The sequence below is a fragment of the Saccharomonospora marina XMU15 genome (assembly GCF_000244955.1).
GTDB lineage: Bacteria > Actinomycetota > Actinomycetes > Mycobacteriales > Pseudonocardiaceae > Saccharomonospora_A > Saccharomonospora_A marina.
This window is the reverse complement of the sequence record NZ_CM001439.1, coordinates 3,197,420-3,212,208: the sequence shown is the minus strand read 5'-3', so window position 1 is coordinate 3,212,208 and position 14,789 is coordinate 3,197,420. Positions and strand designations below refer to the sequence as shown.

General features: G+C 67.7%; 15 protein-coding genes. 10 read left to right on the top strand and 5 right to left on the bottom strand.

The window, feature by feature from the left end:
- Nucleotides 1-94: 94 nt before the first annotated feature.
- Nucleotides 95-1,495 (bottom strand): hypothetical protein, encoded by a 1,401-nt coding sequence (locus tag SACMADRAFT_RS15210; protein ID WP_009154724.1) that lies wholly within the window; start codon nt 1,493-1,495, stop codon nt 95-97.
- 279 nt (nt 1,496-1,774) lie between these two features.
- Nucleotides 1,775-2,716 carry an LLM class flavin-dependent oxidoreductase gene (locus tag SACMADRAFT_RS15205; RefSeq protein ID WP_009154723.1) on the bottom strand — a complete coding sequence of 314 codons (942 nt, stop codon included), beginning with the start codon at nt 2,714-2,716 and terminating at the stop codon, nt 1,775-1,777.
- A 130-nt stretch (nt 2,717-2,846) separates the two neighbouring features.
- Between SACMADRAFT_RS15205 and SACMADRAFT_RS15200 the strand changes: the two genes are divergently transcribed.
- The 5 genes from SACMADRAFT_RS15200 (at nt 2,847) to SACMADRAFT_RS15180 (ending at nt 6,417) form a co-directional block, all read left to right on the top strand.
- Nucleotides 2,847-4,184: a cytochrome P450 gene (locus tag SACMADRAFT_RS15200; protein WP_332307215.1), complete on the top strand. Its 1,338-nt coding sequence runs from the start codon at nt 2,847-2,849 to the stop codon at nt 4,182-4,184.
- Between the two features lie 10 nt (nt 4,185-4,194).
- Nucleotides 4,195-4,803 carry a TetR/AcrR family transcriptional regulator gene (locus SACMADRAFT_RS15195; protein ID WP_009154722.1) on the top strand — a complete coding sequence of 203 codons (609 nt, stop codon included), beginning with the start codon at nt 4,195-4,197 and terminating at the stop codon, nt 4,801-4,803.
- Between the two features lie 136 nt (nt 4,804-4,939).
- A complete protein-coding gene (locus SACMADRAFT_RS15190) occupies nt 4,940-5,572 on the top strand; it encodes a peroxiredoxin (protein ID WP_009154721.1) in 633 nt (210 codons plus the stop codon).
- Between the two features lie 190 nt (nt 5,573-5,762).
- Nucleotides 5,763-6,014 carry a type II toxin-antitoxin system Phd/YefM family antitoxin gene (locus SACMADRAFT_RS15185; RefSeq protein WP_009154720.1) on the top strand — a complete coding sequence of 84 codons (252 nt, stop codon included), beginning with the start codon at nt 5,763-5,765 and terminating at the stop codon, nt 6,012-6,014.
- Nucleotides 6,007-6,417, top strand: a complete 411-nt coding sequence (locus tag SACMADRAFT_RS15180) for a type II toxin-antitoxin system VapC family toxin (protein WP_009154719.1) — start codon at nt 6,007-6,009, stop codon at nt 6,415-6,417. The genes SACMADRAFT_RS15185 and SACMADRAFT_RS15180 overlap by 8 nt, the downstream gene beginning before the upstream one ends.
- A 106-nt stretch (nt 6,418-6,523) precedes the next feature.
- Here SACMADRAFT_RS15180 and SACMADRAFT_RS15175 read toward each other — a convergent pair whose 3' ends face one another.
- On the bottom strand, nt 6,524-7,180 hold the full coding sequence (locus SACMADRAFT_RS15175) for a hypothetical protein (RefSeq protein ID WP_009154718.1): 657 nt from the start codon (nt 7,178-7,180) through the stop codon (nt 6,524-6,526).
- Nucleotides 7,181-7,313: 133 nt separating this feature from the next.
- The gene (locus SACMADRAFT_RS15170; protein WP_009154717.1) at nt 7,314-8,042 is read right to left on the bottom strand and encodes a YwaF family protein; all 729 of its coding nucleotides are present in this window, start codon (nt 8,040-8,042) and stop codon (nt 7,314-7,316) included.
- Between the two features lie 145 nt (nt 8,043-8,187).
- Here SACMADRAFT_RS15170 and SACMADRAFT_RS15165 point away from each other — a divergent pair, with 145 nt between their 5' ends.
- Genes SACMADRAFT_RS15165 through SACMADRAFT_RS15155 form a run of 3 tightly spaced genes read left to right on the top strand, consistent with a single transcriptional unit; the run spans nt 8,188 to nt 9,826 of the window.
- Entirely contained in the window at nt 8,188-8,541 is a 354-nt protein-coding gene (locus SACMADRAFT_RS15165; protein WP_009154716.1) for a hypothetical protein, read from the top strand.
- Complete coding sequence (locus SACMADRAFT_RS15160) at nt 8,538-9,416, top strand: WXG100 family type VII secretion target (protein ID WP_009154715.1); 879 nt, start codon at nt 8,538-8,540, stop codon at nt 9,414-9,416. The genes SACMADRAFT_RS15165 and SACMADRAFT_RS15160 overlap by 4 nt, the downstream gene beginning before the upstream one ends.
- Nucleotides 9,413-9,826, top strand: a complete 414-nt coding sequence (locus tag SACMADRAFT_RS15155; RefSeq protein WP_009154714.1) for a hypothetical protein — start codon at nt 9,413-9,415, stop codon at nt 9,824-9,826. Before SACMADRAFT_RS15160 ends, SACMADRAFT_RS15155 begins: the two co-directional genes overlap by 4 nt.
- A gap of 11 nt (nt 9,827-9,837) precedes the next feature.
- Here SACMADRAFT_RS15155 and SACMADRAFT_RS15150 read toward each other — a convergent pair whose 3' ends face one another.
- Nucleotides 9,838-10,404 carry a hypothetical protein gene (locus SACMADRAFT_RS15150; RefSeq protein ID WP_040926461.1) on the bottom strand — a complete coding sequence of 189 codons (567 nt, stop codon included), beginning with the start codon at nt 10,402-10,404 and terminating at the stop codon, nt 9,838-9,840.
- Between the two features lie 190 nt (nt 10,405-10,594).
- Between SACMADRAFT_RS15150 and SACMADRAFT_RS15145 the strand changes: the two genes are divergently transcribed.
- Both SACMADRAFT_RS15145 and SACMADRAFT_RS15140 read left to right on the top strand, forming a co-directional pair.
- A complete protein-coding gene (locus tag SACMADRAFT_RS15145) occupies nt 10,595-11,866 on the top strand; it encodes an anaerobic sulfatase maturase (protein ID WP_009154712.1) in 1,272 nt (423 codons plus the stop codon).
- Entirely contained in the window at nt 11,866-14,769 is a 2,904-nt protein-coding gene (locus SACMADRAFT_RS15140) for an arylsulfatase (protein WP_009154711.1), read from the top strand. Before SACMADRAFT_RS15145 ends, SACMADRAFT_RS15140 begins: the two co-directional genes overlap by 1 nt.
- The last annotated feature ends 20 nt before the right edge of the window (nt 14,770-14,789 follow it).

The window sequence follows — 14,789 nt, the reverse complement described above, 5'->3', positions numbered from 1 at the left end:
GTTTCCGGTGGGTCAGGGGGGAACGAGCCCGCCAGGCGGCTTCAGGACAGGCGGGCCGCGCTGCCGCGACGGCTCGCGCCTGGCGAACCCGGGCTCACATCGGCTGAACGGATTCGACGGACTTGAGGAGGTTGTTGATGACGCCGACCGCGTTGTCTTCGCTCGCCTGGGCGGTGTCGGCGACGTACCGAAGCGCTTCCCCGTGCTGCCGAAGATAATCCACCATCGTGTTGTGCTTGTCGACAGCTTCCTGCCCGAGGGAGACCACCCTGTCCCCGAAGTTGCGACCGGCGAGAGGAATGGCCGGGAAACGCGATGAGGACCCCCAATCCGCGCCACCGATGGCGTGGATGCCCGCCTGGTACTCACGACTGTTCGCCGCGAGAGCATCGACCTTCGGGTCCAGCCAGCGTCCCACACCGTTGCTGAGCTGATCGGGGACGATGTTTCGGCCGTGGGGCGGGATGTCTTTGATCGATTCGTCGGGCGCGGGCGGAGCCAGCGAATGTCCATTCCGGATGGCGGCGATCCTGCTGACCAGGTTCTGCCGGATGCTGTCGATCTCCCGGGCGACCTGCTCCAGTTGCCGCGTGATCTCCTCGCAGAAGCCGTGCAGGAGGTCTCTCCAGCGACCGGGGTCGGCTGCCTCGTACCTCGTCGGTGACTTCCCTGCCTGTTCCTGCAGGGCGGCTGTCGCCGTTCCGATCGCACCGGCGGCCGCCAACCACGGCAGCGTCGCTCCGCCTGTCACGATCGTGACGCTGACGACACCGGCACCGGCGATCAGAGCGGCGAACCAGTTCGGGCCGTCGGCCGGCGCCTCGGCAGGCGAGGTGGCCACCTTGGCTTCGAAACGCGCGATGAGTGCCTTCACCGCCTCGTCCAGCGAACGCCGGGCTTCCAGGTACACCGCTTCGTACAGCGCGAACGCCTCGGCGATGGCGAGGAAGGCGTTCTCGTTGCCGACCGCGAACCTGATCCGCCGCTGCTCCCAGTCGTGGGCCTTGGCGTTGCCGTCCTCGATCCAGCCCTTGCGCATCTCCGCGAAGTCGGAACTCAACGGAAGCAACATCGGATACTCGGATTCAGCCGACTCGCCCGCATCCTGGTCGTCCGGCATTCCATCGCCACCGACGCAGAGGTAGCCGGTGGCGACCCCGTTGTACGCCTCGCCGAGCACGCTCGGGCTGCACCCGGCGACGGCCAGGACCGCTTCGTGGACGGTCGACGGGTCGGTGCCGTCCAGGACCGAACCAATGACCTCGTAGTGCTCACCCTCCTTGATCAGCGGCTGGTCGGCGGGCTTGTTGAGATCGACTTCGGTTCTGCCGTCCGCCATGCGGTTGCCATCGATGAAGCGAATCCGTCGGGGCCCGTCGTGCCCTTCGTAGTGGACCAGGTAGTCGATCCATGCGGCGTACTCGGCCATGGTGTGTTGGAGGTCGTCGTTGTCGCCCTCGTTCTCGAGCTGCGCGCAGGTGGGGTGGTCGGTCATCGGTGCGCGTCCTGGGGGTGGCGCCATGGCTGTGCCCTTCTGCTCGGTGCGGTGGTGTTCGTCCGGCGAACACGCTTCGCCTCCGAGCGGCCGGGCAACAGGTAACGGCGGCGGTCATCGGTGGCCGGTAGCGATGACCAGGCAGAACACCGGCCTGTGGCCGGAAGGCGCCGGTGGCTCGGCACCGCAGGCACCACAGGCACAGGCACCGCCGTCGAGCCTCGCGCTGCGGCAGCGTGCGACGGTGCCGGCTTCGCGGGTGATCAGGTTGGCGAGACTTCAGTGCTGGGCCGAGTCGCTCGCGTGCCCGGCCGTTCTGGCCTCGCCGAGCAACGCCCGCGCGGCCGGGACGACCTCGGCCGCGAACCTGCCGACCTGGTCCACGGTCTGCCGCTGCGGCCAGAAGACGAAGCTGGTGAACGGTTGTTCGCTCGCCAGCCGCGCGATCAGTTCCGCCCATTGCCGTGCCGTGCCGCGGATCGGCTCGGCTCCGGATTCGGCGTCGGCCGTCGAGGCGCCCGGCCGGTCGAGGATCGTCCCCACGAGCTGGGCGATCCGCCGGATCTGCCCTGGATCGCGACCGGCCGAACGTCCCGCATCGTCGATGACCAGGTTGGCCTTCGCCCACTTCTCGTACGGCAGGTACGAGGCGATGGGAGCGGCCCAGCCGTCGGCGATGCGCCCGGTCAGCCGTAGTGCGTTCGGTCCCTGGGCGCCGGTCCAGATCTCGATCGGGTGCGCAGGAACCGGGCCGGACGGCGCCCCCTGGATCGAATAGTGGTCACCATCCAGCCATACCGGAGCGCCACCCGGTCTCCACAGCGCACGCACGACGCCGATCGCCTCCTCCAGCGCCGCGTTGGCCTCGGCCGGGCGCTGCCGGGGGACACCGAGACCTGTGATCGCGTCCCAGTAGCCACCCGCGCCGAGGGCCAGCTCGAACCTGCCCTCGGACACCAGGTCCAGCGCGGCCGCCGTCTTCGCCAGCATCGCCGGTGGTCGCAGCGGCAGATTGGCCACGTCAGGGAACACGGTGATGCTGCCGGTGCGCGCGAGCAGGGCACCGGCGAGCACGAAGGTGTCCAGGTAGCCAGGGACGTAGGGATGGTCCTGAATTCCCACCAGGTCCAGACCAGCTGCCTCGGCCGCGGTGACCAGCTCGACATGTGCGTCCAGGTCCAGAGTCGGCAGCAGGGAGAAGCCGAAGGTCAGTTCGTGCATCGCAGTCCTTCTCTGTTGCGGATGAGTCCCGATGAGTTGACCCGAGAGTCGACGTCGCGCTACACAGTGAATGCTACAGGCGTAGCGGACTGGCGAGTCGGTCGATCGAAGGAAGTGGCGTGATGGGGACATTCGCACAGGACACGGCAGGGCCACCGCACTCGGCCTCGCTGCTGCGGGGAAGCACCGTGCGGTACCTCCCCGGCGAGCTACTGGCGTCGCTTCACCGCCAACGCGGCCCGGTGGTCAGGATCGGAGCCGGCCGGAGCGGTTCACCTACCTGCTGGGACCCGAAGCCAACAGGTTCGTCTTCGGCAACTCGGACCTCTTCCGGTGGCGGGACGCCTTCGACTGGCTGGTGCCGGTGGACGGGCCCACGTCGATGCTGCTCAGTGACGGCGACGAGCACCGCCGCAGGCGCGGGTTGGTGCAGCCGACGATGCACCATCGCCGGGTAGCCGGGTACGTCGACACGATGGTGGACAACACCGACCAGCTGATCGACACCTGGCAGCCTGGTGACACGGTGGACGTATACCAGGGGTTTCGCGCCGCGATCCGGCGTACGACGCTGCGGACGTTGTTCGGTACCCGGCTGGCACGCGACGAACGGTTCTTCGGCGACCAGTTGCAGGTACTGCTCGACCTGTGCGACGCGCTCCCGCAGACCGTCACCTGGAAGCGGCGCCTGCGCACTCCCGAATGGCGTCGGGCAATGCTCGCACGCGGCCGGATCGACGAACGGATCCACACCGAGATCGCGCATATCCGCGCCATCGACTCCGACGGCTCCGACGTTCTGACGGCGTTGGTGCACAGCCGCGACGAGGACGGCGCCACGCTCAGCGACCTCGAGATCCGCGATCAGGTCGTCACCTTGATCGTCGCAGGCTACGAAACCACCAGCGCCACGCTGGCCTGGGCGATCTACTCCCTGCTGAGCGTGCCCGGGGTCTGGGAAACGGCGCGGCAGGAAGTACGGCAGGTACTCGGGCGTCGGCGACCCGCACCGCAAGACCTGAAGGACCTCACGTACCTCAACGGCATCGTGCGGGAAACGCTACGGCTGTATCCCGCCGTCGTCGTGGTCGGCCGTAAGGCGGCACGGGACTTCGAGTTCGGTGGCCGAGTAGTTCGTGCGGGCAGCATGCTCGCGATCAGTCCGTACGTGACACACCGGCTCCCGCAGGTATGGCACGATCCGCTGCGGTTCCGCCCGCAACGTTGGGACTCCAGCCAGCTCGGCTACCGCAAGCCCGCACCACACGAATACCTTCCCTTCGGTGCGGGGCCGCATCGCTGCGTCGGTTCCACCATGGCGGCCACCGAACTCACCGTCATGCTCGCGCGGCTGTTGGCCAGAACGTCACTGCGGTTGCCGAGGCAGCGGGTTCGACCGGTCAGCATGATCTCCATGCGGCCGCGCAACGGCCTGTGGGTCCAGGTGGAGGATCGCACCGCCGACTAGGCTAGTGCCGGTGCGAGGGCAGGACGGCGTAGGACCGAGTCGCAAGCAACGTGCCGCGGACGCGGCCATCGAGGTGATCGCCGCCGAGGGCCTGCGCGGTCTCACCCACCGGGCGGTCGATACGCGGGCCGGACTACCGCAGGGCAGCACCAGCAGTTGTTACCGAACCCGGGTCGCCCTGCTCGCCGCCGTCCTGGATCGGCTGGTCGAACTCGACGAGGCCATGCTGGCGGGCATCCCTGAGACGGGTTGGAGCATCGACACCCCCGAGCAGCGACGCGAGATCGTCACGATGTTGACGGAACTGCTCTGCTACTGGTTGGGGCCGGCCCGGTCGCGTACCCGCGCCCGCATGGAGCTCTACCTCGATGCGACCCGCCGTGCGGAACTGCTGCCCGAGCTGGAAGCCGCCAACCGCCGGTTCATCGACCGGACCGCCGCCGGCATGCGAACCGCGGGCGTCGATCACCCCGAGCGGGCGGCCCGGCTGCTGATCGCCCACCTGGACGGGCTGCTCTACGACGCGCTGGCTCGGCCCTACCTGGGCGACAACGACAGGGCCGCCCTGTACCACGCCATCGACACCATGGTGCGCGGGATCACCTCCCCGTCGGATTGATCGCGGTGGGGCAGCTCGCGGATCCGGCGCCGCTGCCGCTGGACGGCCTTACCGGACCGCTGCCGCGCCCTGACCGGGATGTCTGCTCTACTTTGGGTCAGGTACCCCCGTACCGAACATCGAGAGGAGAACACCCATGGGCCTGCACCTGGGCGACGAGGCGCCGAACTTCACGGCGGAGACCACCGAAGGCGAGATCGACTTTCACCAGTGGAAAGCCGGTGCGTGGGCGGTGCTGTTCAGCCACCCGGCGGACTACACGCCGGTGTGCACGACCGAACTGGGCCGCACCGCCGTGCTGAACGACGAGTTCAACAAGCGCAACGTCAAGTCGATCGCGGTTTCGGTGGACCCGGTGGAGGACCACCGCGGTTGGGCGCCGGACATTCGGGACGTCGGTGGCACCGACCTGAACTTCCCGATCATCGCCGACCCCGACCGCAAGGTTTCCGAGCTGTACGACATGATTCACCCGGGCGAGGGTGACACCTCGACGGTGCGCTCGGTGTTCATCATCGACCCGCAGAACAAGGTACGGCTCACGCTGACCTACCCGAAGTCCGTCGGCCGCAACTTCGACGAGATCCTGCGGGTCATCGACGCGCTGCAGCTCACCGACGCGCACCCGGTCTCCACCCCAGCGGACTGGACGCCCGGCAACCGGGTGATCGTGGCCCCGACGATGTCGACCGACGACGCCAAGCAGCGGTTCGAGCAGGTCGAAGAGGTCAAACCCTACCTGCGCTGGGCGGCATACCCGCAAAGCTGACGCCGGGCGACGCCGACCGACTACCGAGTGTGCCCGCGTTCCGGTACGGGGCGGCACCGCGGTGGTCGGTCGGCCAGGCACGGACGCGTGGGCGCGTGGGCTTGTGGGTAAGCGTCGGGCGTCGCCAGTGGCTGCGGTGCCGGACTCGGTTGGGCTTAGCAAATTGAAGCAATATTGCTATCATCGCGGTATGTCTGAGATCACTCCCAGTGAGCTGCGTAACGACAGCTCACGGATCCTGAGTCGGGTAGAGCGTGGAGAACGCTTCACGGTCGTCAGGGGCAACACACCCACCGCTGAGGTGATCCCCGTCCAGCGGCGCCAGTACCAGACACGAGCCGAGATCGCGGAAGCCGTAGCCAATCTGCCCGTGGTGGATGCGGCACGGCTGCGGGCTGACATCGATGCCTTGGTCGACAGCGACGTGACCTTTGATGAATGAGCCGCTCTCGCCGGCCCTGTTGGACACCAATGTCGTCATCGACCTCGGTGACGGACTCGATCCGAATTCTTTGCCGGACGGTGCCTTGTACCTGAGTGCGATCACCCTGGCCGAACTCTCTGCCGGGGTGGTCGCGGCCAAGACCGCGGACGAACAAGGGGTCCGACTGCGTCGACTGCAGTGGGTCGAAAGCAGCTTCGTTCCGCTGCCGTTCGACGCCGAGGCCGCTCGGTTCTACGGGCAGCTCTATGGACGCATTCGTGCTGCAGGCCGCCAACCACGCCGTCGCCTCGCCGACCTGCAAATCGCCGCGATCGCAGGTGCTCACGGCTGGCCTCTTCTCACCCGTAACCCCTCCGATTTCGCGGGGCTGGAGAAACTGGTCACCGTCATCGGCGTTTGACAATCCGCGAGCAGCTCAACTGGTGGCCTGCGAGGGGAAACATTTCGCGACATGGGCGAGTGGTGGCGCCGCCGACGGTCGTCGTGGTCCACCGGCGGCACGCGGCTCACGGTCGTGGCAACAGCGCGGCTACCTCGGCCACCGTGTCGAGGTCTTCCGCGCTGAACTCTCCGGACAGTGTCTCGGTTTCGGCGACGGTGAGTACCGTCCGGTTCAGTCTGGAGTCGTAGTTGTGTCCGCTGAACCGGATACCTGCCGCGCCGACGAACTCGCCACCCAGTGGCTCGATGTCGCCGGTGCCGTGCACGTCGATGAGGTCCCGGAGTCGGGCGGCCTGCCCCCGAGTGCGAAAGCTCACCCACGCCACCGATACCACCACCGAATCCTCGCCGTCGCCGATGGTGAACAGCGCGCGACGCAAGGACGTGCAGCGGGTGCGGGCGAGGTACTGCCGCACCTCGCCGAACGACCGGCTGACGCATTCGGTGTGGTGCCGGGCCGCTTTCCTCAGCGTGCGCATGCCCAGCCGGTTCCATGCCTCGTCAGCTCGCCCGGCGCGCGCTGATTTCTGGCTGTCGGCCTTGCGCGCCGAGAGATTCTTGCCCACGCTCGAGCTCGTGCCGCTGCCCAGCGAACCGGCGGGCCCACCGGTGCCACCCGTGGTCGCGCCGAAGGCGACGAGGCCGGCCGTGGCGACCGCGGCCACCCCCGTTTTCGAGGCGAATCGGCCGTTGCGGTCGCGCGGCTGGTATTTCGAGGCCATGACTTGTTCGTCCTCCCCAGTTCGGCCATCGATAGTCGCAGCCGAAGCCGAGAAGCGCTGTCCTCCTGCGAGATACTCCCTGTATGGGTGAATTCGGGCCCGGATTCGTCGATTCCCTCAGCCGACCACGGCGTCAGTTAGTCCGGCGTCCCGAGTCACCGACACCCCTGCGGTGCCGGACCCAGGGCCAGGTCAGCAAAGCCCACACCACCAGCAGCACGGCGGCGAGCGCCAGCAGGTACCACGGCCACGGGCCGAGCAGATCTAGCACCGAGACCGTCTCGGGTTTGCGATTGAGAAAGCCGTAGTTGGTGCCCGCCACGGCGTTGAAGCTCATGGTCGCCGCCGCCCAGCCCGCCGTAATCGCGACCGTGATGCGGTAGCTACGCCATCCGACGCGCATACCGAGACCCCAGGTGAGGTAGACGGCGGCCCAGACGACCAGTAGGTGGCTTCCCCAGAAGAACAGGAAATTGAAGTGGGGGAAGTCCGGACCGGTCAAAGCCGGTGTGGCCAGTGCCTGGGTGCTGAGCACGAGTCCCCAGTAGTAGGTCAGCGCGTAGGCCCACCGGCTGCGCGAGTACAGAGCGTAGGCGGTGGCCAGGGGCACGAGGTCGGAAATGTGCAGCGGAACGGAGTTCTGGAGGCTCGGCGGGAGCAGCGAGTGGATCAGTCTCGCAAGACTGAGGGCAAGGATCGTCACCGCGAAAGCACGACTGAAGCGCAGCGCAGCCCGCGCCTGGCTGCGATGCCCACGACCAACCCGGACCACCAGTGCCGCTCCCACGCCGAACACCAGCAGTGCCAGCCAGTGTGAGGGGCCGTAGGCGCTGAACTCCCGCTGTACCGCGAACAGTCCCACACCGAAGACCCTAACGTCGCACTCGGTGCTCGCTACCCGCCGAGCGAACCGGCAGGCGGCTCGCAGGTGTTGAGAAGTCACCTGGAACTCGTGGCTCGCGGGTAACGTCACACCACCATTTCCGGAACGGACGAAAGGTGGACACGTGGCTGGGGGCTTCAAGGTCGAGCCCGCGGAGCTCGACGGGTACGGCGAGCTGATGAAGCGCAACGCGGGCCATTTCCTGACCATCAAGGACCACGCGATCTCCAAGGGGGGCGACACGTCCGGGTTCACCGGCCTGCTGTCGCTGCTCGTACCTGTGGTGGACGGTGTCGCGGACCTGTACGGCCGCACTCTCGACTTCGCGAACCAGATGATGTTGAAGGATGCGGCGGGCCTGGCGAAGGCCGCGGACGCCTACGTCAAACGGGACAAGGGCGTCGTCGAGACACTCGACCTGCTCGAGCAGGGGATCAACACGGTGCCCGGTGCCCCGGTGTCGGGAGGTGGCCGGTGACCACCTACGCCGACGTCGAGGACCCGGCCGCCGCGCTCGCCGCGGAAGCGGAGGACCGCCCGGGCAGGCAGAGCACCAAGGAACTCATCGAAAAGGCAGGCTGGAAGATCCAGGGAGTCAACTGGATCTACGAGAAGGTCACCGGCGAGAACCTGGTCGAGTCGCTGATCAACCCGCTGCTCGGCGACTTCGAAAAGATCGACGGCAACGCGCACGCGTGGAATCAGGTGTCCAAGGCGCTGGACTCGGTGCGGCGCAACCTCGACGCCGGTGTCGACCAACTCGGCGACTACTGGCAGGGCGATGCCGCGGACAGCTTCGCGCGCCGGATGGACACCATGTGGGCCGTTGCCGTGGAAGCCGACTCGCAGGTCGCCCGCATCATCGGCGACAAGTTCAAGAGCATGGCCAACACCTGCCGCACCGCGACCAGCGTGGCGCTCATGCTGCTCGACAAGCTGGTCACCAAGCTCATGGAAGCGGCGATGACGGCGTGGATACCCGTCGTCGGTTGGGGCAGGGCGGTGTGGATGGTCTACGACGCCGTCCAGATCGTCGACGCCATCCGCAAGATCATCATTTCCATCCAGACCCTCATCGAGGGCGTGCAGGGCATGGTGGACGGCATCGTGGCAATGGGCACCGCGCTGATGAAGATCAAGGACATCCGCGACGTCAACGACGCGCTGGACGTACTCGACTCCTACCAGGAAGGCCAGGAGAAGTACGCCGACGGCGCCAAGGCGGCCAAGTCGGGCGCCATCGGCGCGGCGTTCGGCGGATATGGTCTGAACAAGAGCGCCAACGCCGCTGGTGGCCGCTATTCCACGACACCGAGCACGCCGCCGCCCGGCGAAACCGGAGGTGCACAGTGACCTTTCCCTACGATCAGGCCAGGCTGGCCGAGCTGGTCGCCGAGGTGGACGCCCGGCTGACAGGTGTGGACCAGGCAGTTTCCCAGGCGAACCAGTTGCAGACCCGTTCCTCCGGTCTGTCCGAGCAGGACCTGGCCGCCATCGAGCGGCACGCGGAGAGCCCCCGCGCCCCGCGCGAGCTGAAGGAACTGGTGGCCCGGATCAAGGAGGGCGAGCTTTCCTGGGACGACGTCGCCTCGGGGCGCGCGCTCGACGACGAGGGGGTCAAGGCCGCCATGGCGGCCTCGCTGCCCGACCTGGCGCGTGCGCACCAGGAGATCCGCGAGGGCCACGACCCGGACGAGATCATCGGTGCTGACACCGGTGACGAGGAGGAGGGTGGGGGTTCCGTCATGCGCAGTGGCTGGTGAGGTCCGTCCTGTCAGCCCGCGGGCCACGACCAACCGGAGGGCTTGGTGGTGCCTTTGCCGTGCACGATGTCGAACGCCAAGGCCGCGCCGATCACCAGCTCCCGTACGGGCGAGCCGAGTTCGGGAGGCATCCGCAGGAGGTCTCTGCGCACTTTGCGGCCGTCCCGCCTGGCGAGCGCACCGAACTGGAACGCCGCGATGTCGCTGAGGTTGCCGTGTGATCGCCCCTGCTGATCGTTGACGGCGATGTCGCGGAGGCCTTGCCGGACCAACGAGCCGACGAGCGGCCCGGCCGGATCGGTGACGTCGACCCTGGCGCGGCGTCCTGAGAAACCCTTGCGAATGCCGAGCAGGTCGCGGCCGTCGGGTCCGGTCACTCGCAGGTCGAACGGCAGGTGCCCGGAGAACCCGGTGGCGCGGCCGAGCTTCAGCGCTCCCGGTTGCTGCCGCTCGCGCACGGTGGCCAGCGCTTCGCCGTGGTCGTCGTACACGTCAACCCGGTAGGTCGTGCGCCACAGCGCGTTGCGGAACCCACCCGGATGTTCGATGTGCAGGATGTCCACGCTGAACAGGTCCACGAGTGGATCGTAGCGGGAGGCGAACACCTCGCCTGCCGGTTCGAAGTGATGTCTTGCCGTGGACCTCGCCTCGCGGTTCCCACGGCAACGGTTTCGCACGTTCGGGTCGGTGCCGATCAGGTGACTGCTGTGGCTTCGCCCTCCGCGGGGGAAGGCACAGGCGGGCAGCCGGCGAAACGATGGGGAGTCTATGGCTGCCACCGCGTTCCACATCATGGCCAAGCCCACCGGGGCGATCTGCAACCTGGACTGCGATTACTGCTTCTTCCTGTCCAAGGAGCAGCTCTACCCCGGCAGCGGCTTCCGGATGGAACCGCACGTGCACGAGGCCTACCTCGACCAGTTGCTCGCCGCCCACGCCGACGCCGACGAGGTGGTGGTCGCGTTCCAGGGTGGCGAGCCGACCATGATGGGTCTGGAGTTCTTCCGTCGCACGATCGAACTCGAGGAGAAGCTGCGCCGCCCCGGGCAACGGGTGCTCAACACGCTGCAGACGAACGGAACCCTGCTGGACGGCGAGTGGGGTGAGTTCCTGCGCGAGCACGGCTTCCTGGTGGGCCTTTCGGTCGACGGGCCCCGGGCGATGCACGACTACTACCGGGTCGACAAGGGCGGCAGACCAACCTTCGACCGGGTGATGCGCGGTCTCGACGTGCTGCGTGAGCACCACGTCGACTGGAACGCGTTGACCACGGTCAACGCCGCCAACGGTGACCACGGCCGCGAGGTCTACACCTTCCTGCGTGACCAACTCGGCGCGCGCTTCGTCCAGTTCATTCCCGTGGTGGAACGCGAGGCCGCGCCCGACGTGGCCGGCCCCCGCTCGGTGGGCGCGCGGCAGTACGGCCAGTTCCTCGTGGAGGCGTTCGAGGAGTGGGTGCGCCACGACGTCGGCAACGTGTTCGTCCAGGTTTTCGACACCGCACTGGCGCACTGGCTGGGCATGGACCAGGTCGGCATGTGCGTGCACGCCCGCACCTGCGGCACGGCGCTGGCGCTGGAACACAACGGCGACGTCTACTCCTGCGACCACTACGTCGAGCGGCAACACCTGCTCGGCAACATCGCGCAGGGCCGCACGCTGCTGGAACTGGTCACCTCACCGCGGCAGCGTGCCTTCGGCCAGGCCAAGGCGGACTCGCTTCCCGACTACTGCCGCCGGTGTGATGTCCGCTTCGCGTGCAACGGCGGCTGCCCCAAGGACCGGTTCCTCACCACACCCGACGGCGAGCCGGGACTGCACTACCTCTGCGCCGGCTACCAGCGGTTCTTCCGGCACATCGACGAGCCGATGCGGGTGATGGCCGACCTACTGCGACGAGGTGAGGAACCGAGCGCCGTGCGCGACCGCTACGCGGCGGCGGATGCCGCTCGCTCGTGGAACGACCCCTGCACCTGCGGCAGCGCCAACACCTGGCGGCGATGCCACGGCGGCAAACCGGAGCGAAAGGAAACGGTGTGATGGCTCAGGCGCCAACCGATGTTCTCGTGGCGGGCTACCCGGACCTGGAGACGGGGCGGACGGACTTCAAGAGGCTGGTCGCCAGGGTGAAACGCAAGGAGGTGGCGGTCGAGGGCGTCGTCCTCGTCACCCACAAGCAGAACGGCAAGGTCAGGGTCGAACTCACCGGTGACCATCTGGGCCGTTCCGGCGCGCGGTGGGGCGGCGGCGTCGGCCTGGCGGTGGGCCTGTTCGCGCCGTTCCTGCTGGCGTCCACAGTGGCGACCGGTGCGCTCGTCGGGTGGCTCGCGGGCAAGTTCACCGCGAGCCGGTTGCAGCAGCGTGTCCAGAGCAGGATCGGTGAAACGATACCGCCGGGCTCCGCGGGTGTCGTCGCGGTCTTCGACGACACCCACCTGCTCGCCGTGGAACAGACGCTCGAAGCCGCGCGAACTCGGTCCCTCGTGCAGAGCGAGAACGGTGGTATCGGCGCGCTGCGCGACTCGCTGACCGAGGCGATGAGCAAGCTCAACCCCGACCGGACCGTGCTGCCGATGCCCGATCCGGGCTTCGCAGGGGTGGCCGGGCCGACCCTGGACACCTCCGTGGTCGACTGGTCGATCGTGTCGAGCCCGACACCTCCGGCCGGGGCCCCCAACGTACTGATCGTGCTCATCGACGATGCGGGTTTCGGCGGGCCGAGCACCTTCGGAGGCGCGATCGAGACGCCCAACCTTTCCCGCGTGCAGCAGCTGGGCCTGACCTACAACCGGTTCCATCTCGCGGCCGTGTGCTCCCCGACCAGAGCGGCGACGCTGACCGGTCGCAACAACCACCGGGTCGGCTTCGGGTCCGTCGCCGAGTTCGCCGGTCCGTTCCCCGGCTACAGCGCATCGGTGCCGCGAAGCTGCGCGGCGTTGCCGCGCATCCTTCGCGACAACGGCTACGTCACCGGCGGTTTCGGCAAATGGCACCTCACCCCTGACGACGTGCAGGGTGCGGCCGGCCCGTTCAGCCGGTGGCCGCTGTCGTGGGGCTTCGACCACTTCTGGGGTTTCCTCAGCGGTGCGGCCGGACAGTACGACCCCATCATCACTCAGGACAACTCCGTGCTGGGGGTGCCGGAAGGCAAGAACGGCCAGAAGTACTACTTCCCCGACGACCTCACCGACAAGGCCGTCGAGTGGCTGCACGCGGTACGCGCGCAGGACGCCAAGAAACCGTGGTTCATGTACTACGCGACCGGCTGCAGCCACGCACCGCACCACGTTGCCAAGGAATGGGCGGACAGGTACAAGGGCAAGTTCGACCAGGGGTGGGACGTCTACCGCCGCGAGACGCTCGAACGGCAGAAGCGGTTGGGGATCGTGCCTGAGGACACGGAACTGACCGAGCGGCCCGACCTGTTCCCGGCCTGGGACTCGCTCACCGCCGCACAGCGCAAGCTCTACGCCCGCCAGATGGAGGTCTTCGCGGGTTACTCGGAGAACGCCGACCACAACGTCGGCCGCCTGCTCGACGCCGTCGAGGAAGCAGGCGATCTGGACAACACGCTCATCTTCTACGTCTGGGGCGACAACGGCGCGAGCATGGAGGGCACGACGACCGGGCTGTTCAACGAGATGACGTTCCTCAACGGTCTGGTGCTCGAACCCGAGCAGCAGCTGGAGCTGATCGAGGAGCACGGCGGGATCGAGGAACTCGGCAGCGAGCACACCGCTCCGCACTTCGCCGCTGCCTGGGCGCACGCCAACAACACGCCGTTCAAGTGGGGCAAGCAGGTCGCCAGCCACCTTGGTGGCACCCGCGACCCGATGGTGGTTGCGTGGCCGCGGCGTATCAGGAACACCGGAATCCGGTCGCAGTTCACCCACTGCATCGACATCGCTCCGACCGTGCTCGAAGCCGCGGGGATCCCGGAGCCCAACTCCGTGGACGGGATCGGTCAGGAGCCGATGGACGGCACCAGCTTCCTGTACACCTTCGACGACGCCGATGCCGAGGAGCGGCACACGGTGCAGTACTCGGAGGCCTTCGGCAGCAGGTCGATCTACAAGGACGGCTGGTGGGCGTGCAGCAGACTCGACCGCGACCCGTGGGACTTCAGCCCGCAGACGTTGCAGCGTCTCGGTCCCGGCGGATGGGAGCAGGACGCGACGTGGGAGCTGTACTACCTGCCCGACGACTTCTCCCAGGCACACGACCTGGCCGACGAACACCCAGGCAAGCTGGAGGAACTCAAGCAGCTGTGGTGGTCGGAGGCCGAACGCAACCGGGTGCTGCCGCTGCTGGGCGGGCTGTGTGTCTTCTTCGGGGTCCTGCCGCCGTTGCCGCCGGTCACCCGGTACACGTTCGCGGGCGACGTGCAGAACGTGCAGCGGGGCATGATTCCGCGAATCGCGGGCAGGTCCTACGCGATCGAGGCCGAGCTGGAGGTGCCCGAAGGCGGGGGTGAGGGTGTCCTCGTCGCGAACGCCGACTTCACCGGCGGGTTCGCGCTCTGGGTCGGCCGCGACGGTCTGCTGCGGCACACCTACGCGTTCCTCGGCATCGAGACCTACCGGCAGGTTTCCACCGAACCCGTTCCCACAGGCCAGGTGACGGTGAAGCTGTTGTTCGAGGCGGACGAGAACAAGCCCGGCACGGCAGGCACCGTCACGCTGTGGGCAGGCGAGAGCAAGATCGGCGAGGGCAGGCTGCCCCGGACCGTGCCGATCACGTTCTCCTCCTACGCGGGGCTGGACGTCGGCCGCGACAACGGGCTCGTCGTGGACACCGACTACGAGGACAGGGCGCCGTACCCGTTCACCGGCAACGTGAAGCGGGTGGTCTTCGACCTCAAGCCCGCGCAGCGGCACGAGGACGAGAAGGCCCTGCACCATCACCACACCCGCCACGCCGTGGCGCACGGCGCGGAAGCGTGACGGCCTGTTCCTTCGTCACC